Origin of the sequence: Streptomyces sp. NPDC006430 (assembly GCF_040612395.1) — a bacterium.
Taxonomy (GTDB): domain Bacteria; phylum Actinomycetota; class Actinomycetes; order Streptomycetales; family Streptomycetaceae; genus Streptomyces.
Window position 1 is genome coordinate 1 of the sequence record NZ_JBEXQA010000060.1, and the last position, 20,175, is coordinate 20,175.

A 20,175-nucleotide genomic window follows, 5' to 3' on the forward strand; every position below is an offset into this window, starting at 1 on the left:
GGCCCGGGGTATTCCCCCCCCCCTACCCCCGGCCGGTCCGGTGGGGGGGGCGGGGCCCGGGGGGCCCCCGCCCCCACGCACGGGCTCGGACCGTGGCTCAGACCGACTCGGCGGGGACGCCGCCGCCCAGCTTCGACAGGTCGAGGACGTCCGAGTCGGTCGGGGAGGTCACGTCCACGGGGGTGTCGAACGCGGAGAAGGCGGCCTCGGCGTTCATGTCACCGGAAACGGTGGACTTGAGCAGGTACGGCTTCCCCCGAGCGGCCACGTAGTCGGTCTCGGTGCCCTCCTTGGACGGGGAAACGATCGCCACCGCCTGCTGGCCGTCGATCGTGGTGACCTCGCCCTTGCGCGCCAGGGGGCTGGGCTTCTCGCTCTTGTCCATGCTCTTGCCGAGGGCGCAGCCGGCGGCCATCTTCTTCGCGCGGGGGTCCGAGGCAGGGATCTTCATCCAGCGGTCGGCGAAGGACGTGACCAGCTGGCCGGTCTGCTTCTGCGAGAGGTGGTCCTTCTGCGCCGCCCCGCGCCAGTAGTCGGCGTCGCCCTTGAAGTGGACGAGGTCGGGGGACTTGATGAGGTGCACCGTGCCCATGTCCTGCGCGCGGACGGTGCCGTTGCAGTTGCCCTTCTTGTCGACGGCCATGTCGAGGGCCGCCGGCTTTCCGTCGTACGGGATCTTGGCGACGATGCGGAACGACTCGGTCTTGCTCATGGTCTCCTGGGACTGGCTCAGGATTTCGGCCCCCGACAGGTCGGTGAGCATGCCGGTGCCCTTCGCCGGGGCCGCGGGCTTCGGCCCGCCCGACGGTGCGGCGCCGGCCCGGGCCGCCCTGCCCATGTCCGCGGCCTTGGCTCCGCCGACCGGGGCGCAGGCCGTCAGCGCGAGCAGGGCCGTCGTCCCGAGCGACGTCACGGCGATCGTCCGGCTGTGCATGAGAAATTTCCCCCCTGGGAGCAGCAATCGGCTGCCGAGCCTAGCCGCCACCGGCGACACGGCGCCTTCGTGTTGTTTCGGGCCCCTCCGTGCTGCGGCCCTACAACGGTTGCGCGCATCCCCTCACGAGTGGCCGCGGACGCTGTATACGCTCAGACCCCATACCCGATTTTTCGTCGACACGGTCCGTCAGGAGCAGCGATGCACGGCCCCGGCCTCCCGCCGCAGCAAGGCCCCCAACCCAGTACCGGGGGAGTCGTGGCACTGCGCGTGCTGTTCGCCCTGCTGCCCGTCCTGAGCTGTGGCTTCCTGGGGTGGGGCACGATGTTGCGGCTCGCGGTCGTCACCCGCAAAGCCCGGGACTGGGCGCTGCTGGTGGTCAACTGCGTGATCACCGTGGCCTGGCTCGCGCTGATCGGCGCCGACCCGACCCCCAACACCGACGGCTGGCAGGGCAACACCGGGGCCTTCGGCACGATCCTCACCGGCGTCGTGACCTGCGTGTACTTCCTCTACGCCGACATCCGCCACTACGAGGCCAAGGCGGCGGCCCGGACCGCGCCCTGGTACCCGGCGCAGCAGGCGCCGTACGTGCCGCCGCAACAGCAGGCCCGACCGGCGTACGGGTACCCGCAGCCGCCGCAGCACACTCCGACCCCGACCCCCACTCCGGCGCCCGGGCCCGCCACTCCGCCGCGGATCGGGCAGGTCCGTGCGGAGCTCGACGAGCTGAGCGAGCTGCTGCGCAAGCAGACGCCGCACCCGAACCCTGGCACGCCCGGCAACGACGGTGAGGGCTCGGCTCGGTGACGGACGACGACCGGATCATCGGCGAGCGCTACCGGCTTGCCTCGATCCTGGGACAGGGCGGCATGGGCCAGGTCTGGACGGCGTACGACCAGCGGCTGGACCGCCGCGTCGCCGTCAAGCTGCTGCGCCCGGACAAGGTGGCGGGCCCCGGCTCCGTCGCCGACGAACTGCGGCGCCGCTTCGTGCGCGAGTGCCGGGTCACGGCGCAGGTGGACCACCCGGGCCTGGTCACGGTCCACGACGCGGGCAACGACGGCGACGAGCTGTTCCTCGTCATGGGCTACGTCGAGGGCACCGACCTCGCCGACCACATCGCGCAGCACGACCCGTACCCCTGGCCGTGGGCGGTCGCGGTGATCGCTCAGCTGTGCGGGGTGCTGTCGGCCGTGCACGCGGTGCCGATCGTGCACCGCGACCTCAAGCCGCGCAACGTGATGATCCGCCCGGACGGGACCGTCCTGGTCCTGGACCTCGGCGTCGCCTCGGTGATGGACACCGACACCACCCGCCTCACCAGCACTGGTACCCCGATCGGCAGCCCGGCGTACATGGCGCCCGAGCAGGCGATGGGCGGGGCGGTGGGCCCGTACACCGACCTGTACGCCCTCGGTGTGCTGCTCTACGAACTCCTCAGCGGCAACGTTCCGTTCGCCGGGTCCACTGCGCTCGGCGTGCTCCACCGCCACCTGTACGAGCCGCCGGTACCGGTGCGCAGGCTGCGCCCGGAGGTCCCGCACCAGCTGGAGGCGATCCTGCTCCACCTGCTGGCAAAGGACCCGCAGGACCGGCCCGCCTCCGCGCAGCAGGTGTACGAGGCCCTCGCGCCGCTGCTGCCCAAGCAGGGCGATCCGACCGGCGCGCTCGACCCGACCCGCCCCTTCCTGCGCCCGCAGGCTCCGTGGCCGGACCGTGCCACCAGCGTCCCGCCGCAGCCGACCGCGCCGCCGGCCCCGGCCCGGCCGGACATACCCGCGGCCGTGGACGAGGCCCGCAGCCTCTTGGACCAGGGTCGCCTCACCCAGGCCGTGGACATCCTCGGCGGCATCCTCCCGGCGGCGGCCGCGGAGCACGGCGAGCACTCGCCGGTGGTCCGCTCGCTGCGCAAGCAGTACGCCGCCACCCTGATGGACGACGGCCAGTACCGTCGCGCCCTGCCCGAACTGCGTCGCCTCGCGGACGAGTTCCCGGCCGGCGACCCCCAGTCCCTGCGCTTCCGCTACGACGCGGCCCAGTGCCTGGAACAACTCGGCGAGCCCGCGGCAGCCCTGGCCGAGTACCGCTCCCTGCTCCCGCTCTTCGAGAACCACTACGCCAACCCGGATCCGGGCCTCCCGCTGGAGGTCCGCCGCCGGATAGCGCACCTGCTGCTCTCCCTGGGCGACCGCCCGGCGGCCCACGACACCCTGGCCCGTCTCCTCTACGACGCGGACCGCATCCACGGCCCGTCGCACCCCTTCTCCACGGAGGTCCGCCGCACCCTCCACTGGCTCTCCCAGGTCCGCTGACCGCCGCTCAGGTACGCCGCCGGTCCCGCCGGTCCCGCCGGTCCCGCCGGGCGCCGATGGTCCTGAGTGCGGCCAGGAGGAGCAGGGCCGCGGCTGCTGCCGCACCCTGCACTGGCTGGGTCAGGTCCGCTGACGCCGCCGGCCGTCCACGAGCCCCGCGGTCGAGGCCCCCCGGAATGGCGGCGCTCGTGATGCCGACCGTGACCATGCCTGTGGATGCGGCGGCGATGCTGTCAAGCGGCTTGGGCGCGTTCCGTTGTGGGTGCGAGTTCGCACCAGAGGAGTTTGCCGCTGCGGCCGAAGAGGTCGTCGCCGAGTGGGTAGCCGCCCCAGTTGTCGGCGCAGAGTTGTACGAGGAGGAGGCCGCGTCCGCCGCTGTGGGCGGCCGGGGCCGGCGTGGGGACGGGCCGTACGGCACCTGGTGGCTTGTCGAAAGGGGCCGGGATCACCGGGTTGGTGTCCCAGACGCTGATCCGGAGCCAGCCGCCCTCCATGTGGCGGAGTCGAAGCGTCGCCTGGCCGTCGGAATGGCGGTAGGCGTTGGTGACCAGCTCGCAGGCCAGCAGTTCGGCGGTGTCGAGGCGTTCGGTCATGCCGTGGCCGTTGAGTACGGCCCGCAGGGTCTTGCGTGCCACGCGCGGTGCGCGCGGGTCGTGGGGGAGTTGGAGGACGTACGACCAGGGAGCGTGCGGGGATACGGTGGTCACGGAAGTCTCCTGCGAGGAGGTGGAGTTGGTTCACTCGACGGCGGGACCGGGCGGTGGCAGTGCCGCAGGGTGCGGTGCGCTTCCGGCTTGCCGGTCGGGCCGGTTGAGTGGCTTGAGTCACACCGTAGCGTTTGAGTTGTAAGGTCTTACATCGAATCTGAGAAGCTATTCCATCTCCACTCGTGTGGGTGACCCTTGGGGAGAGCGTCATGCCGGCCCGAACGTCCCTGACCCTGCGCCAGCAGCGCCTCGGCGCTGAGCTGCGCAAGCTCCGCGAGCGGGCTGGGCTTACCTCCACCGAGGCTGCGGCCCTGCTCGGCGGACCGCAGTCCCGGATCAGCAACATCGAAGCCGGTCGGTACGCGGTGAGCGCGGATCGTGTCCGGACCATGGCGCACAACTACGCATGCGCCGACGAGGCGTACGCCGAGGCCCTCGCGTCCATGACCGGCGCCCGTGCCCGCGGCTGGTGGGACGAGTATCAGGATCTGCTGGCCCCCGGCCTGCTCGATCTCGCCGAGATGGAACACCACGCCACCGCACTGCGCGTCGCCGTAGTGATCCACATGCCCGGCCTGCTCCAGACCGCTGCCCACGCCCGCGCCGTCATGGCGGAGAGCGTCCCGCCCCTGCGGCCGTACGAGATCGAGCACCGCGTCTCGTACCGGATCAAGCGGCAAGCAGTGCTCTACGAGGGGAGCCCCGCCCCATATGCGGCCATCGTTCACGAAGCCGCTCTGCGTATGGGCTATGGGGGCCGCCAAGTCGCCCGCGGGCAGCTCGATGCTCTGCTGGCGGAGGGGGAGCGTGACAATGTGACCGTCCTGGTCGTGCCGTTCGGTGAGGCATCCTTTCCTTCTTCCGGTCAGTCGATCACCTACGCGGCCGGGCCGGTGCAACAGCTGGACACCGTGGTTCTCGACACCGATCACGGCTGCGAATTCCTTGACGCGGAGGCCCAATTGGAGCGCTATCGGTCCGTGCTGGATCGGATGGAAGCCCGGGCGCTGTCCGCCGAGAAGTCCCGTGATCTCATCCATCGCATCGCTCGCGATATCTGAGGGGAGTCCCCATGCCTGAACTCGACTGGCGAAAGTCCTCGTACAGCGCTGAGGCCGCCAACTGCGTCTGCATCGCCGTCGCCCCCGATGCGACGGTCCGCCTCCGGGACAGCAAAGTGCCCGGGACCGTCGTCGCCGCGAGTCCTCACGCCCTGCGCACCTTCATAGGCGCCGTCGTCGCCGGGGAGCTCGGTCGGAGCTGAGGGCGAGGCCGGGTTGAGCCCTCGAATGCCCCGAATCAGCTGGAGGCGGTCATTTATCGCGATACACGCACCGGTGGGGGTGACGTCCGCCGAGGCGCGCACCCATCGGATCATCACTGCATGTCACACACTTCCCGTCGCAGTGTCCTTGCCGTCTTCGCCTCCGCGGCCGCCACGGTCCCACTCGGCACCTTGACCGCCGCGGCCTCGCCCAGACTCTCGGCGCCCGCCGTCTCCCCGCTCACGACGTCCACGCTGGCCGCGACCGCGGTCCCCGCGTCCTCGCTCACCTCGCCCCGGTCCTCCGTCACGATCGGCCCGCTGGACCCCGCCTATTTCACGCAGGTCTCCCTCGGCTCCGTCACCACGAGCGTGCTGCCCGGTACGCCGGAGCGCCTGGAGGTCACCTCCGGCACCCAGCGGGTGGCGATCTTGACCAAGGGTGCGCGCACCGTTGCTCTGACGGGCCCCGAGCGCACCTTCACCGAGAACAAGAAGTCCTTCGTGGACGACTTCCAGCGCACCCTCCCGGACCTGGCGCTGCCGGTCGCAGAGCGGAAGTACTGGGGGACGTCCCCGGGCGGCGGCAGCTGGTCCACGCTGGGGCCCGCCGACACCGACTACTCGGTGGTACCGGGCAGCGCGACCATCGAGCTCACCACCGACTACGCGAGCCGCCACGCCAGCCTTCGGGACGACGAGATCACCGACGTCGACGTCCGGTCGGTCGCGAAGTTCGACAAGGTGCCCACCGGCCAGGCCTGCTCGTACGCGCTGTCCTTCGGCTACCAGGACACCCACAACAACTACCGGGCCAGGCTGTCCTTCCTGACCTCGGGCACGGTCGAGCTGCGCGTGGAGAAGGAGGTCGCGGACGCGGTCACCCAGCTGACCACGGCCACCACTCTCGCCACCGGGGTTCCGGCGGGCACGAACTGGACGATCCGCGTGCGCCGCGAGGGTGCCCGTATCCAGGTCAAGGCCTGGCGTACGGACACCGCCGAGCCGGCGGCTTGGGCCGCGGACGTGACGGACTCGACCTTCGCCAAGGGGCGGGTTGGCCTGCGGGCGCTGGCCAACCAGGGCTGCACGAACCTGCCGGTCAAGCTGGTGGTGAGCCGCTTCCAGGTGGACGCCGCGACCTGGCAGCAGCCGCCGACCGTCACGCACGACACCTGGGTACGGGTCCTGCCCGAGCCGTTCGACGGGACCTGGTCCTCGGCCCTGGAACAGACCATCCGCGGCTGGGCCGGATCCCCGACCCCCGACGTCCTGGCCCACGCGGCCATGTTCCTCGCGGGGGCACCGGCCGTGACGACCGTGGCGGCCCCGGCCGCGGGCAAGCAGGTCATGGGCGAGGCCGGATACGGCTATCTGGACCCGCAGGGCTACCGCTACGAGGGCGCGGACTTCCACGAGTACATGAACCTCGGCTGGACCTTCCCCGACGGCACCTACACCGGCCCGTCCAGCAAGCAGGTCGGCAACCTCGACTGCTCGGGCTACACACGCATGGTCTACGGCTACCACCTGGGGATCCCCGTCGCCGCGGGCGCGGACACCTCCAAGACCCGCATCCCCCGCAAGTCCCGCGACATGGTGGACTACGCCCCCGGTGCGCGGATCGACCAGACGGACGGTACGAACCCGCCCGCCGCACAGCAGCTCCAGCCCGGCGACCTGCTCCTGTTCAACGCCGACTCGGGCGATGACACGGTGACCGTCACCGTCGACCACGTCGGCATCTACCTCGGCCTGGACACCGCCGGCAAGCGCCGCTTCCTCTCCAGCCGCAAGACCGGCAACGGACCAACCATGTCCGACCTGGGCGGCGCCTCACTCCTCGACGGCACCGGCACCTACGCGAGGAAGCTGCACACCGTGCATCGCATCTGACGTCCGATAGGTTCGCAAGCGTCGGATTCGGATAGGGACAGCCAGAAGCGCCAACAGGGCCGCGCCCGCCACCGCCGTGCCCGGGAGGAGGCCCGGGGGGCGGAAGGTGCAGGTCACCGTGAGGGTGCGGCCGTCCAGGGGGAGGGCGACCAGGCCCAGGTGGGCCCCGGCCGGGCGGCCGTTGCAGCTCCAGCCGGCGATCGCGGGGACGGAGAGGACCGCCGTGCCCGTGGCCCCCTCGGGCAGGTCGGCCCGGATCTGCGAGGAGCCGACGCGCAGGGAGGTCGCCGCCGTGGCGCGCAGGGCGGCCACCGCGGCGTCGAGGCGGGCGCGGTCCAGGCAGGACAGGGTCCAGCGCGGGGGCGCGGGGGCGTCGAAGACCAGGGTCGAGGAGGCGCCGCGGGAGACGCCCAGCGGCTGGAGCGCCGCCCGGTTGCGGGGGGCGTTGCCGTTGAGGCGGAAGGCGGGGCCGTCCGCGAGGCGGGCCGTCGCGTTGTACTCGGGGGCCCACAGGAAGGTCTCCGTCCCCGCGCGGCAGAGTCCGGGGGAGACCGGGGCCTCGTACACGGTGGCGCCCAGCAGGAGTTCCTGGTTGCGGAAGGGCGCGTCCCCGAACGCCGGGGCGGGTCCGGGCGGGCGGACCGTCATCAGCGGCGGGACCTGCGTGCGGCCGACCGTGCCGTCCGGCCGGAGCCGGGCACCGACCGCGAAGACGGCGTCCGTCACCGGGTTGTCGATGCTCTGCACGTTGCGTCCGCGCGAGGTCCAGCCCGCGCCGAGGGCCACCATCGTCCGGGTGTACACGTCCGGGGTGTGGCTGCTGTAGTAGGCGCCGCCCTCCCCGCCCAGAAGCAGCGGATCGTTGCCCGACAGTGCGGGCCGGCTCGGGTCCGTGCGGTACGCGGGCCAGCCCTCCGCGCCCGCCAGTGCCGCGGCGCGAGTGGCGTGGGCCGGGCCCCACGCGGGGTAGTCGTCCAGGCCGGCCAGCTTGCCCCGGTGCCCGAACGCCGTCGTGGCCGCCGCCTGACCGACCAGGACGAGGGCCAGCACCGCCGCCGCCGGGAGGACCAGTCGGGGCCGGCGCACGCACCACCAGGCTCCGGCCGCCAGGGCCAGACCGCCGCAGAAGAGCCCGTAGCCCCACGTCGTGGTCAGCGTGCTGCCGTCCGCCGCCACGGCCGCCGCCGCCAGCAGCGCCGCTCCCGCCGCGAGGGCCCGCGGCCCGGGCAGCCCGGCCGCCAGACCGGTCCACGCGGCGATCACGGCCACGCCGGCCAGCACGAACGTCTGCCGGTAGGGGCTGCCGTTCGGGGTTGCGAACAGGTGCCAGGCCAGGTGCGTGGGCGTCCACTGGAAGGAGAGGAGCACGGCCGCTGTCAGTCCCGCCCACCACAGGCGGCTGCGCACGGGCGCCGCCCGGTGGAACGGCAGGGCGGCCACCAGCAGCAGCGTCCCCGTTCCCAGGAAGAGCGCCGGCGAGGAGAAGGAGTACGTGGCGGGCAGCATCCGCGCGAACAGGTCCGGCCAGGACACCGGCTGGAACTGTCGCGTCCACCCCGGGTACGCCTGCCGCGAGCTCAGGAAGAGGGGCACCAGGACCGGCGCGGAGACCGCGATGCCCAGCAGGGTCGCCCCGGCCGCGCGGCCGAGCACCCGCAGCCGCTCCCGTACTCCGGGGCGCTCCAACACCACCCGCACCACGAGCACCAGCGCTGCGCCCAGCGTCGCCATGTACGCCGTGTAGAAGTTCGCCGTCCAGCAGAGCGCCACCACGAGGACGGCGGCCACCGGCCGGCGCCGGCGCAGCGCCCACTCGCCCGTCAGGCACAGGAGCGGGAGAGCGATCAGCCCGTCCAGCCACATCGGGTTGTAGGAGGCCTCGATCACCGACCAGCCGCACAGCGCGTACGAGGCCCCCAGCAGGCCGGCCGCCCACCACGGCCCGCGGCGCTGCGTGCGCAACAGCCAGGCCATCGCCGCCGCTGCACAGGCCGTCTTGAGCACGGTGACGACGTACACCGCGAGGTCGATGTCCTCGCGCGGGAACAGGCCGACGAGCAACGCGAACGGGCTGGAGAGGTAGGTGCCGAAATCCGGCAGGAAGCTCGTGCCGTAGCCGGACTGCCAGTTGAGCAACAGCCCGCCCTCCGCCCGCCCGTGCAGCAGGTCCCACAGGTGGGCGTGGAAGGGGACGAACTGGTTGCCGAGGTCGTTGACGCTGCGATGGCGGTGCCCGTAGGGGAACACGCGGGCGACCGCGTCCCCGGCGCACACGGCCACCGTCGTGATCAGGGCGGCGAGCGCGGAGCCGAGCAGGCTCCGGCGGCGCGGCGAGCGGTGCGGTGTGGACATGGTGGGCCGACCTTGGCAGCGCCGTTGGACCAAAGGGTGGCCGCGGGGTGACTGCGACATCAACAAACGCGCACCCCAACACCCGGGGAATCGTTGGTCGAACAGGTGGCTCGGACCACCTCGACTGCATACCATCGATCACCGCACGGCCCTTGTGCACCGAAGCACAATCTCCCGGCCCTGGAGGCTCCTTTGCACCGTCGCACAGCGCTCTCCGTCTCTGCCGCCCTGCTCGTGGCGGCCCCCCTGCTGACCGCCTGCTCGGGTCAGGTGCGCCCCGGCACCGCGGCCGTCGTCGGCGGCGAACGGATCACCACCTCCGCCCTCCAGGCCCAGGTCAACGACGTCCGTGCGGCCCAGAACGCATCGGGGCCGGCCGCCGCCCAGCTCATCCAGGCCTCGTCCGGCCTGGAGCGCGTCAAGCTCAACAAGATGATCCAGACCGTGGTCCTGGAGCGCGCCGCCGAGGCCGCGGGCGTGAGCGTCAGCAACAAGGAGGTCCAGGACTTCCGCAAGGCCCAGCTGGACAAGGCGGGTGGCAGCGAAAAACTGGCCGCGGCGGCCCTGGAGCAGGCCCACTTGGCGCCCGACCAGCTCGACGCCGACGCCCGCTTCAAGCTGCTGCGCGACAAGCTCTTCGACCACTACGGCAGCCAGGACAAGGCCGTCGAGAAGCTTGCGTCCGCCGCGAAGGCCCTGCACATCGAGGTGAACCCGCGCTACGGCGTATGGGACGCGCAGCAGATCGTGCTCGGTGACCAGGACACCCCCTGGATCGTCCAGAAGACCCGGCCCGAGCAGGCCCCCGCCGGAGTCTGAGCCGCCCGGGGCCCCCGGCCGGCGGCCGGGGGGATGGAGGTAGGTTCGGAGGGTGAACGAGCACGCCGCCGAATCCGCCCCCGCCCCGTCTGCCGACACCGATGCCGACGCCGCCGCAACGGCCACCGGCCGGATCGTCCTGCTGACCGCGAGCCACCGGGTCGCCCCCGGGCTGCTGTCCTGGCCGGCCTGGCAGACCCTGCACGCCGCGGACCGGGTGCTGTGCGCCGACCCGGACCACCCGCAGGTGCCGTACCTGCGGGAGGCGGGCGTGGAGGTCGCGTACGAGGTCCCGGACGCGCACGAGCTGGTCGAGGCCTGCGCCGGCGGCCGTACGGTCGTGGTGATCCCGAGCGGCGAAGGGGACCAGCGGCTCACCGACGGGCTCGCCCGGCTCGCCGGCTCCGGCCGGGTCAGCATGCCCGACCTCGAACTGCTGCCCGGCTCCTACGACCTGCCCGGCGCCCGGCTGCTCGACCTCGTCCAGGTGATGGACCGGGTCCGCCGCGAATGCCCCTGGACCTCGCGCCAGACCCACGAAGGCCTGGTGAAGTACGCCACGGAGGAGGCCTACGAGCTGGTCGAGGCCATCGAGGACGGGGACCGCGAGGAACTGCGCGAGGAGCTCGGCGACGTACTGCTCCAGGTGGTCTTCCACGCACGCATCGCCGAGGAGCACCCGGACGAGCCGTTCTCCATCGACGACGTGGCCGGCAGCCTCGTCGAGAAGCTGATCCGCCGGCATCCGCACGTCTTCGGGGACGCGCAGGCACAGACCCCGGAGGACGTCAGCGCGCACTGGCAGCGCACCAAGGCGGTCGAGAAGCAGCGGGAGTCGGTCACCGACGGGATTCCCCTCGGCCAGCCCGGCCTCGCGCTCGCGGCCAAGCTGGCGGGCCGGGTCCGCGCGGGCGGCGTGCCCGTGGAGCTGCCCCGGGGCGAGGGCATCGGGTACGAACTGCTGGCGCTGGCGGCGCGCGCCGAAGCGGCGGGCATCGACCCCGAGACCGCGCTGCGCGCCGCGGCCCGCGTCTACCGGGACGCCATCCGTGCCGCCGAGGGCGTCGAGGGCGCCGAGGCGTAGCGCCCGGACCTACCCGGACCCGCTCAGGGAGCCCGGGGCTCGCGGCCCGACGGGTCGTGCCAGTGCGGCGCGGGGCGGCTCAAGAACCACTCCCCGAAGCCCAGGGGCCGGCCGTTCGGGCCCCGGCCCGCGCCGGCGGCGGGTACGGGGTCGTGGAAGATCCGGTCGGGGCGGGCGCCCAACTCCTGGAGGAGGTGCGCGGTCTCGTCGACGAACCGGGGCGGACCGCTGAGGTAGACGTCGTGGTCGGGCCACAGGCCCCGGTGGCCGAGGGCGGTCGCCAGCCGCCCGGTGGCCTGGTTGCGGTGCTGCCCCGGGGCGGGCGTGATGTAGGTGACGCCGAGCCAGCGGAAGGCGGCGGCGTACCGGTCGATCAGCGGGCGGTCGTACAGGTGGGCGGCGTCACGGGCGACGACGAAGAGGCGTACGTCCTGGTCGGGAGGGTGTTCGGCGAGCTCCTCCAGCACGGCCCGGATCGGTGCCCAGCCGGTGCCCGCCGCGATGAGGCTGACCGGGCGGTCCGCGCGGCGGAACGTCAGCTGGCCGCCGGCGGCGCCGAGCCGCAGCACCTCGCCGGGCTGCGCCTCGCGGACCAGGGCGTTGCTGAGCCGGCCGTTCTCGATGCGGCTGACGTGCAGGTCGAGGGTGCCGTCTGGGCGCGGGGCGTTGCCTATGGAGTACGTGCGCCAGATCGCCGGGACCCGGGCGCTGCTCACGCTCGCGTACTGTCCGGGCCGATGGGGGAAGGGGGCGTGCGGGTGCAGGGTCAGCACCCCTATGTCCGGCCCGTACCGGAGGTGGCGCACGATCTCGGCGTCCCACCACGGCGGATCCTGACTCGCGGCGGCCCCGGCCATCATGGCGTCGGCGATCACCTGGTACGCCTCGGACCACGCCTTCTCCGCGGACGGGGTCCACGCCTCGCCGGAGGTCAGGGCGAGGGCGGCGAGCAGGCTGGAGCCGACGGCCGCGTAGTGCTCGGGGCGGGCCAGGAACTTGCGGTGGTCGCGGCCGAGGTCGTGGAGGTAGGGGAGCAGGCTCTCGTCCTCGATGCGGGCGATGACGTGGGTCAACGCGGCGAAGAGCCGGTCGCGTTGGCGTTCCATGTCCTCGGCGGAGGCCGGGAAGAGTCTGCGGATGCCGGGGTTGTGCCAGAAGAGGTGGGAGTAGAAGAACCTGGCGGCGTGCTCGGCCCGCCTCTCCACCACGGCGAAGCTGCTCTTCAAGATCCTCACGTCCACAAGTCCGACAGTAGGAACGCCGCGGAACGCGAGGTCAAGCCTGGGCCGATCTACGGACAGCCGCGGCGAACGGCCCATATAGGGCGGCGGGTGGGCGCCGGGATACGGTCAGCGGGTGCACGAACCGACCTCCGCAACCCCCGAAGACCCCGCTCCCGCCCAGGGCCCGACCCTGTTCGACTGGGAGTTCGCGACCGATCCGTACCCGGCCTACGCCTGGCTGCGCGAGCACTCCCCGGTGCACCGCACCAAGCTCCCCAGCGGCGTCGAGGCGTGGCTGGTCACCCGGTACGCCGACGCCCGCCAGGCCCTTGCCGACCAGCGGCTCAGCAAGAATCCGGCGCACCATGCGGAACCGGCGCACGCCAAGGGCAAGACCGGCATCCCCGGGGAGCGCAAGGCGGAGCTGATGACGCACCTGCTCAACATCGACCCGCCGGACCACACCCGGCTGCGGCGGTTGGTGTCGAAGGCGTTCACCCCGCGGCGGGTCGCGGAGTTCACGCCGCGGGTACAGGAACTGACCGACCACCTGATCGACCAGTTCGCCGGGAAGGGGGAGGCGGACCTCATCCACGAGTTCGCCTTTCCGCTCCCCATCTACGCCATCTGCGAGATGCTCGGCGTACCGCGCGAGGACCAGGACGACTTCCGTGACTGGGCCGGGATGATGATCCGGCACGGCGGCGGTCCGCGCGGCGGGGTCGCGCGCTCCGTGAAGCAGATGCGGACCTATCTCGGTGAACTCATCCACCGCAAAAGGGATGATCTGGGCGATGACCTGATCTCGGACCTGATCCGCGCGAGTGACCACGGGGACCATCTGACGGAGGCCGAGGCCACCGCGATGGCCTTCATTCTGCTGTTCGCCGGATTCGAGACGACCGTGAACCTGATCGGCAACGGGGTCCACTCCCTCTTCATGAACCCGGACCAGCGCGAGCGCCTGCAGTCCTCCCTCGCGGCCGGCGAGCGCGGGCTGCTGGAGACCGGCGTCGAGGAGCTGCTCCGCTACGACGGCCCGGTCGAGCTGGCCACCTGGCGGTTCGCCACCGAGCCGCTGACCCTCGGGGGTCGGGACATCGCGGTCGGGGATCCGGTGCTCGTCGTCCTCGCGGCGGCCGACCGGGACCCCGAGCGCTTCGCCGATCCGGACACCCTGGACCTCTCCCGGACCGACAACCAGCACCTCGGATACGGGCACGGCATCCATTACTGCCTGGGTGCTCCGCTCGCACGACTTGAAGGGCAAACGGCGCTTGCAACTTTGCTGACGCGTCTGCCGGATCTGGAACTCGCGATTCCGACCAACGAGCTTCGCTGGCGCGGCGGTCTGATCATGCGTGGCCTGCGCACTCTTCCCGTTCGGTTCGCAGCTCGAAACGTCTGACGGCTCCCTGACCGGAAGTCAGCCCCCGACCAGAGTTGTGACAATCGGATAAAGGCGGCTAGGTTCTGCCGTTACCCAGCCGTTATGCGAAAGGTGCAGCTCATGCGTTCCGGGAACGGCCGCCACAGACGCCCCCGCCAGGTACCCGCGATTGTCGTCACCGCCGGAGTCACCGGCTCCGCATTGGCCCTGCCACTGCTCGCCGCCACCGGCGCGAGCGCGGCCGACGCCTCCACGTGGGACAAGGTCGCCGAGTGTGAGAGCGGGGGCGCCTGGAGCGCCAACTCCGGTACCGGGGCGTACGGCGGCCTCCAGTTCACGCAGGAGGAGTGGAACGGCGCGGGCGGCCTGGAATTCGCCGAACGCCCCGACCTCGCCAGCCGGTCGCAGCAGATCGCCGTCGCCGAGCGCGTGCTCGGTTCCCGGGGCCCCGAGGCGTGGCCGCTGTGCGCAGCCTCCGCCGGACTCACCCAGCAGTCCCCCGCCGCGGAGGTGGACCCGGGCCTGCGCGACTCGCACCGGCCCGTCGCCCCCAGCCCCGTGCGCCCCGACAACTCCGTCCCGGCGGGCGGTACCGGCGCGAAGGCGAAGGACTTCGGCGCTCCGACCCCTGCTCCGGACTTCACGATCCCGCCGGCGCCGCTCGCGCCGAGCAGCGGACTGCCCGTCATGCCCGACCCGGACGCGCCCACCACGTCGCCGACGGTTCCGGTCTTCCCCGGCGACCCGACCACCAGCCCCTCGACCCCCACGGGCCCGACGGCACCCACCACGCCCACCACGCCCACGAACCCGGCGAACCCGACCGGGCCCGGGAACCCGGCGAACCCCACCGCTCCCGGCGCCTCCACGCCTCCCTCCACCCCGGGTGCCTCCACCGACCCGACGGCCATCCCGGACACCTCCGGCACCGGCAAGCACCGTGGTGCCGCCGCCCTTGAGACCCAGACGACGTCTGATCCGGCGCCCGCCCCCTCGTACACCGTCAAGGAGGGCGACAGTCTGGCGACCATCGCGCATGCCAAGGGAGTCAAGGGCGGCTGGAACGCGCTCTACCAGGCCAATGAGCAGGTCATCGGCGGAGACGCGGACCTGATCAAGCCGGGTCAGAATCTGGATCTAACCGCAAAATAACGACACTTCGGGCACCCGGAAAGGGGTGAATGTCCGTTATCGGCAAGTGAGACATGTGTCTCTTCCGGTCAACTGGCGTGTCTCGCCCGGAGCCTTCCGCAAACCCCGTCCTCACCTGCGCAAACGCCCGTGAGGAGAGCGCAAGTAGGGGTCGTTTCTCCCCGATGTTCCTCATTGAACATCGGGGAGGGACCTGTCTACCTTCTGAATCGCTCGCCACCGCGAGCTCCTTCGACCGCATCGCCGAATCCTGCCGGCGGCCGGAGGGAACAGTCGTCGCGTCAAGCGCCGAAGGCAGGAGCGGGGGAACCAAGGTAGGCGCCGGGACCGGCCGTTGAGAGACGGCCACGGAAACGGCTAGGGGTTAAGTCGCGCGCCGGACGCGCGGCCGGGCACTCATCCGCCCGAACCCGACAGCTCACCTCGTAGGCGTCGGTGAGGAGAACTCCATGCTGCTTTCCGGCAAGGGCAAGCACCGCCGCGCCACGGCCATCCAGCGGACGACCCGCATCGTCACGCTCGCCGGCGTTGCCGGTGTCGCCGTCGCGGCGCCCCTGATGACCGCGGGCTCCGCCTCGGCCGCGACCGCCTCCCAGTGGGACCGCGTCGCACAGTGCGAGTCCGGTGGCAACTGGGCCATCAACACGGGCAACGGCTACTACGGTGGCCTGCAGTTCTCGTCGTCCACCTGGGCCGCGTACGGCGGCAAGGCCTACGCCGCGCAGGCCAACCAGGCCTCCAAGTCGCAGCAGATAGCCATCGCCGAGAAGGTCCTCAAGGGCCAGGGCAAGGGCGCGTGGCCGTCCTGCGGCGTCGGCCTGTCCAACTCCGCCTACACCGGGGGCGGCGCGACCGACACCCCGAAGAAGACGGAGCAGAAGACCCAGCCGAAGAAGGCCGAGTCGAAGGCGAAGACGCAGACGAAGCGCGCCGAGGCGCCGACCACCCGCTCCGAGCGCTCCGAGGCCCCGACCCCGAAGACCGGCAACGGCTCGTACGAGGTCAAGTCCGGCGACACCCTGGGCACCATCGCCGAGGCCAACGGCGTCAAGGGCGGCTGGGAGAAGCTCTTCGAGCTCAACAAGGACATCGTCTCCGACGCCGACCTGATCTTCCCGGGTCAGAAGCTGAAGCTCAGCTGAATCCTGCGGTAACAACCGCCGGATCACCCGCAGCGCAGTACGCAGCGCAGCACGCAGTACGCATTCCCCGCCGCCCGGCGCGTCTCCCCCCACGCGTCGGGCGGCGGCGTTTGTCCCGGCTGCGCCGCCCGCGACCGCGCGACTATGTCCCAGAAGAGGGGTATTCGGGCCCTTTTTCGTCCCAGGGTCCGGGCGGTCGGCCGGCCGAGTGCCCGGATCCGGTTAGGCTCTAGTCGGCGGGGCCATCCCACGGCCCGACATGCCACCGCACACTCAGCGTCACATCCCAGAAGGAGATGCTCGTGCCGTCCATCGACGTCGTCGTAGCCCGGGAAATCCTGGACTCCCGAGGTAACCCCACGGTCGAGGTCGAGGTGGGCCTCGACGATGGCAGCACCGGCCGTGCTGCAGTTCCGTCCGGCGCCTCCACCGGTGCCTTCGAGGCCATTGAGCTCCGCGACGGTGACCCCAACCGTTACATGGGCAAGGGTGTCGAGAAGGCCGTCCTCGCGGTCATCGAGCAGATCGGCCCGGAGCTCGTCGGCTACGACGCCACCGAGCAGCGCCTGATCGACCAGGCCATGTTCGACCTGGACGCCACCGACAACAAGGGCTCCCTCGGCGCCAACGCCATCCTCGGCGTGTCCCTCGCCGTCGCGCACGCCGCGTCCGAGGCCTCGGACCTTCCGCTCTTCCGCTACCTCGGCGGCCCGAACGCGCACCTGCTGCCCGTTCCGATGATGAACATCCTCAACGGTGGGTCGCACGCCGACTCCAACGTGGACATCCAGGAGTTCATGATCGCCCCGATCGGCGCGGAGTCCTTCTCCGAGGCCCTGCGCTGGGGCGCCGAGGTCTACCACACCCTCAAGAAGGTCCTGCACTCCAAGGGCCTGTCCACCGGCCTGGGCGACGAGGGCGGCTTCGCCCCGAACCTGGAGTCCAACCGCGCCGCGCTCGACCTCATCGTCGAGGCCATCAAGCAGGCCGGCTACGTCCCGGGCAAGGACATCGCGCTGGCGCTCGACGTCGCCGCGTCCGAGTTCTACAAGGACGGCAAGTACGAGTTCGAGGGCCAGTCCCGCTCGGCCGCCGAGATGACCGAGTACTACGAGGAGCTCGTCTCCGCGTACCCGCTGGTCTCCATCGAGGACCCGCTCTTCGAGGACGACTGGGCCGGCTGGAAGATCATCACCGACCGCCTGGGCGCCAAGGTCCAGATCGTCGGCGACGACCTCTTCGTCACCAACCCGGAGCGTCTGGCCCGCGGCATCGAGGAGGGCTCCGCGAACGCCCTGCTCGTCAAGGTGAACCAGATCGGTTCGCTGACCGAGACCCTCGACGCCGTCGAGATGGCCCAGCGCAACGGCTTCAAGTGCATGATGTCGCACCGCAGCGGTGAGACCGAGGACGTCACCATCGCCGACCTCGCCGTCGCCGTGAACTGCGGTCAGATCAAGACCGGCGCCCCGGCCCGCTCGGACCGCGTCGCCAAGTACAACCAGCTGCTGCGCATCGAGGAGATCCTCGACGACGCCGCGGTGTACGCGGGCCGCTCCGCCTTCCCGCGCTTCAAGGGCTAATCACGCTCTTGCCTCCGTACGTCCCCGCACTCGGTCCCGTACCGTGTGCGGGGACGTATTGCGTAGGGCGTACATAGGGGAGGCGGGATCAATGGCCGGGAACCGGGATCGGTTCTCCACCTTCTCCACCGCGACCAGGCTCAAGCAGCTCGGTGAGCGGACCGCCGCCCACGTCTACCGCTCGCAGACCCGCCGTCAGGTCCGGCGCAGTCGGCTGACCGGCCGGGCCGCCCTCCTGGTACTGGTCCTCTGTACCCTGGTCGTCGCCCTCGCGTATCCGATGCGCCAGTACGTATCCCAGCGCTCGGAGATCGCGGGGCAGCGGCGGGCCGCCGAGGCCGCGAGCCGGCGTCTCGAACGCCTGCGCGACGAGAAGGCCCGCTGGCAGGACAACGCCTACGCGGAGCAGCAGGCGCGCAAGCACCTGCACTTCGTCCGCCCGGGCGAGATCAGCTACATCATGACCGACCCCGGGGCCGGGGCCGCCGAGCGGCACCGCACCGGAGCGGCCGGGTCCGACCGGCCCTGGTACTCGAACGTCTGGGACGGCGTCGACAAGGCCGACCGCCCCGGCGACTGACGAGCACCGCACCCATCCACGAGAACGAAGAGACTTCCTCCAGGCATGCAGACGCCCCCGCCCCAGACCGACCGGACCGAGCCGACCGACGCGGACATCGAGGCGTTCGAGCAGCAGCTCGGCCGCCCGCCGCGCGGGCTGCGCGCCATCGCCCACCGCTGCCCGTGCGGCCAGCCGGACGTGGTGGAGACCGCCCCGCGCCTCCCCGACGGCACTCCCTTCCCCACGCTGTACTACCTCACCTGCCCGCGCGCGGCCTCCGCGATCGGCACGCTTGAGGCCAACGGCGTGATGAAGGAGATGCAGGCCCGGCTCGCCGAGGACCCCGAACTCGCCGCCGCCTACCGGGCCGCGCACGAGGACTACATCCGGCGCCGTGACGCGATCGAGGTGCTCCAGGGCTTCCCGAGCGCGGGCGGGATGCCGGACCGGGTGAAGTGCCTGCACGTGCTGGTCGGCCACTCGCTGGCCGCCGGCCCGGGGGTGAACCCGTTCGGCGACGAGGCCCTGGCGATGCTGCCGCAGTGGTGGGCCAAGGGTGCCTGCGTCACCCCGTGCGCCGACCGGGCGGAGACCGCAGGAACCGCCGAGACGGAGACGGGCGCGTGACCCGGGTCGCCGGCATCGACTGCGGTACGAACTCCATCCGCCTGCTCGTCGCCGACTACGAGCCGGCCACCGGCGAACTGGTCGAGCTGGACCGGCGGATGAAGATCGTCCGCCTGGGGCAGGGCGTGGACCGGACCGGCCGGCTGGCCCCCGAGGCGCTGGAGCGCACCTTCGCGGCCTGCCGCGAGTACGCGGCGGTCATCAAGGAGCTGGGCGCGGAGCGGGTGCGCTTCGTGGCCACCTCGGCCTCCCGCGACGCCGAGAACCGGGACGAGTTCGTCCGCGGGGTCCTGGACATCCTGGGCGTCGCGCCGGAGGTGATCTCCGGCGAGCAGGAGGCGGAGTTCTCCTTCACCGGCGCCACCAAGGAACTGACGGGCACGGACCTCCCCGGGACCACGGCCGGGGGGACCACCCTGGACAAGCCCTTCCTGGTGGTGGACATCGGCGGCGGCTCGACCGAGTTCGTGGTCGGTGAGGACCACGTGCGCGCGGCCCGTTCCGTGGACGTGGGCTGCGTACGGATGACCGAGCGGCACCTGGTGGTGGACGGGGAGGTCACCGACCCGCCGACCGCGGCCCAGATCGCCGCCATACGGGCCGACATCGAGGCGGCCCTGGACCTGGTCGAGGAGACGGTCCCGCTGGCCGAGGCGCGCACGCTGGTGGGCCTGGCCGGCTCGGTGACCACGGTCGCCGGGATCGCGCTCGGGCTGCCGGAGTACCTCCCGTCGGCCATCCACCACGCGCGGATCCCGTACGCGACGGTCCGGGAGATCAGCGAGCGGATGCTGACGACCACGCACGCCGAGCGCGCGGCGATCCCGGTCCTGCACCCGGGCCGGGTGGACGTGATCGGCGCGGGCACCCTGGTGCTGCTCGCGATCATGGAGCGCATCGGAGCCTCGGAGGTCGTGGTCTCGGAGCACGACATCCTCGACGGAATCGCGATCAAGACCGCAGAAGAGGTTGAGGCCGACAGGCAAGGGTCCTGACTTGGCGAATCACTCGAAGGCGGCGCTCCGGTCAGTCCACGAAGTACATCGTCACCGGCGACGGTCACGTTCGGTAGTCGAGGGGCGAACGCCGTGTGGCCGGATTTGGCGCACACCCTGCCCAAAGCAG

18 protein-coding genes and 1 riboswitch are annotated in these 20,175 nt (G+C 71.7%); of the genes, 14 read left to right on the forward strand and 4 right to left on the reverse strand.

Translation table 11 applies throughout. The features are described from left to right. Positions 1-97: 97 nt before the first annotated feature. Positions 98-934 carry a hypothetical protein gene (locus tag ABZZ20_RS35655; RefSeq protein ID WP_356876995.1) on the reverse strand — a complete coding sequence of 279 codons (837 nt, stop codon included), beginning with the start codon at positions 932-934 and terminating at the stop codon, positions 98-100. Between the two features lie 258 nt (positions 935-1,192). Here ABZZ20_RS35655 and ABZZ20_RS35660 point away from each other — a divergent pair, with 258 nt between their 5' ends. Beyond that, positions 1,193-1,744 (forward strand): hypothetical protein, encoded by a 552-nt coding sequence (locus tag ABZZ20_RS35660; RefSeq protein ID WP_356876997.1) that lies wholly within the window; start codon positions 1,193-1,195, stop codon positions 1,742-1,744. Beyond that, on the forward strand, positions 1,741-3,249 hold the full coding sequence (locus ABZZ20_RS35665; RefSeq protein WP_356876999.1) for a serine/threonine-protein kinase: 1,509 nt from the start codon (positions 1,741-1,743) through the stop codon (positions 3,247-3,249). The genes ABZZ20_RS35660 and ABZZ20_RS35665 overlap by 4 nt, the downstream gene beginning before the upstream one ends. 233 nt (positions 3,250-3,482) lie before the next feature. Here ABZZ20_RS35665 and ABZZ20_RS35670 read toward each other — a convergent pair whose 3' ends face one another. Next, positions 3,483-3,956, reverse strand: a complete 474-nt coding sequence (locus ABZZ20_RS35670; RefSeq protein ID WP_356877001.1) for an ATP-binding protein — start codon at positions 3,954-3,956, stop codon at positions 3,483-3,485. A gap of 209 nt (positions 3,957-4,165) precedes the next feature. Here ABZZ20_RS35670 and ABZZ20_RS35675 point away from each other — a divergent pair, with 209 nt between their 5' ends. The 3 genes from ABZZ20_RS35675 (at position 4,166) to ABZZ20_RS35685 (ending at position 7,116) form a co-directional block, all read left to right on the forward strand. Continuing rightward, positions 4,166-5,017 (forward strand): helix-turn-helix transcriptional regulator, encoded by an 852-nt coding sequence (locus ABZZ20_RS35675; RefSeq protein ID WP_356877003.1) that lies wholly within the window; start codon positions 4,166-4,168, stop codon positions 5,015-5,017. An 11-nt stretch (positions 5,018-5,028) separates the two neighbouring features. Then, the gene (locus ABZZ20_RS35680; protein ID WP_356877005.1) at positions 5,029-5,220 is read left to right on the forward strand and encodes a DUF397 domain-containing protein; all 192 of its coding nucleotides are present in this window, start codon (positions 5,029-5,031) and stop codon (positions 5,218-5,220) included. Between the two features lie 120 nt (positions 5,221-5,340). After that, positions 5,341-7,116 carry an NlpC/P60 family protein gene (locus ABZZ20_RS35685; protein ID WP_356877007.1) on the forward strand — a complete coding sequence of 592 codons (1,776 nt, stop codon included), beginning with the start codon at positions 5,341-5,343 and terminating at the stop codon, positions 7,114-7,116. Here ABZZ20_RS35685 and ABZZ20_RS35690 read toward each other — a convergent pair. Next, positions 7,057-9,468, reverse strand: a complete 2,412-nt coding sequence (locus tag ABZZ20_RS35690) for a YfhO family protein (protein ID WP_356877009.1) — start codon at positions 9,466-9,468, stop codon at positions 7,057-7,059. The two genes, ABZZ20_RS35685 and ABZZ20_RS35690, sit on opposite strands and share 60 nt — an antisense overlap. Before the next feature lie 192 nt (positions 9,469-9,660). Here ABZZ20_RS35690 and ABZZ20_RS35695 point away from each other — a divergent pair, with 192 nt between their 5' ends. Together ABZZ20_RS35695 and ABZZ20_RS35700 are read left to right on the forward strand one after the other, a co-directional pair. Beyond that, positions 9,661-10,287, forward strand: a complete 627-nt coding sequence (locus ABZZ20_RS35695) for a SurA N-terminal domain-containing protein (RefSeq protein WP_356877011.1) — start codon at positions 9,661-9,663, stop codon at positions 10,285-10,287. Positions 10,288-10,339: 52 nt separating this feature from the next. After that, positions 10,340-11,371 carry a nucleoside triphosphate pyrophosphohydrolase gene (locus tag ABZZ20_RS35700; protein WP_356877013.1) on the forward strand — a complete coding sequence of 344 codons (1,032 nt, stop codon included), beginning with the start codon at positions 10,340-10,342 and terminating at the stop codon, positions 11,369-11,371. A gap of 23 nt (positions 11,372-11,394) precedes the next feature. Here ABZZ20_RS35700 and ABZZ20_RS35705 read toward each other — a convergent pair whose 3' ends face one another. Then, complete coding sequence (locus ABZZ20_RS35705; protein WP_356877015.1) at positions 11,395-12,606, reverse strand: globin domain-containing protein; 1,212 nt, start codon at positions 12,604-12,606, stop codon at positions 11,395-11,397. A gap of 121 nt (positions 12,607-12,727) precedes the next feature. Between ABZZ20_RS35705 and ABZZ20_RS35710 the strand changes: the two genes are divergently transcribed. From ABZZ20_RS35710 to ABZZ20_RS35740, 7 genes are all read left to right on the forward strand, one after another. Next, positions 12,728-14,002 carry a cytochrome P450 gene (locus ABZZ20_RS35710; protein WP_356877017.1) on the forward strand — a complete coding sequence of 425 codons (1,275 nt, stop codon included), beginning with the start codon at positions 12,728-12,730 and terminating at the stop codon, positions 14,000-14,002. Between the two features lie 102 nt (positions 14,003-14,104). Further along, positions 14,105-15,136, forward strand: a complete 1,032-nt coding sequence (locus tag ABZZ20_RS35715; RefSeq protein ID WP_356877019.1) for a transglycosylase family protein — start codon at positions 14,105-14,107, stop codon at positions 15,134-15,136. A gap of 276 nt (positions 15,137-15,412) precedes the next feature. Further along, positions 15,413-15,583, forward strand: a riboswitch (cyclic di-AMP (ydaO/yuaA leader). Positions 15,584-15,585: 2 nt separating this feature from the next. Next, on the forward strand, positions 15,586-16,278 hold the full coding sequence (locus tag ABZZ20_RS35720; protein ID WP_356877021.1) for a transglycosylase family protein: 693 nt from the start codon (positions 15,586-15,588) through the stop codon (positions 16,276-16,278). A gap of 296 nt (positions 16,279-16,574) precedes the next feature. After that, positions 16,575-17,861 carry a phosphopyruvate hydratase gene (gene eno / locus ABZZ20_RS35725; protein ID WP_356877023.1) on the forward strand — a complete coding sequence of 429 codons (1,287 nt, stop codon included), beginning with the start codon at positions 16,575-16,577 and terminating at the stop codon, positions 17,859-17,861. 91 nt (positions 17,862-17,952) lie between these two features. Then, positions 17,953-18,441, forward strand: a complete 489-nt coding sequence (locus ABZZ20_RS35730) for a septum formation initiator family protein (RefSeq protein WP_356877025.1) — start codon at positions 17,953-17,955, stop codon at positions 18,439-18,441. A 45-nt stretch (positions 18,442-18,486) separates the two neighbouring features. Continuing rightward, positions 18,487-19,050, forward strand: coding sequence for a DUF501 domain-containing protein (locus ABZZ20_RS35735; RefSeq protein ID WP_356877027.1), 564 nt, complete (start codon positions 18,487-18,489; stop codon positions 19,048-19,050). Then, positions 19,047-20,045 carry a Ppx/GppA phosphatase family protein gene (locus ABZZ20_RS35740; RefSeq protein ID WP_356877029.1) on the forward strand — a complete coding sequence of 333 codons (999 nt, stop codon included), beginning with the start codon at positions 19,047-19,049 and terminating at the stop codon, positions 20,043-20,045. The genes ABZZ20_RS35735 and ABZZ20_RS35740 overlap by 4 nt, the downstream gene beginning before the upstream one ends. Positions 20,046-20,175 lie beyond the last annotated feature (130 nt).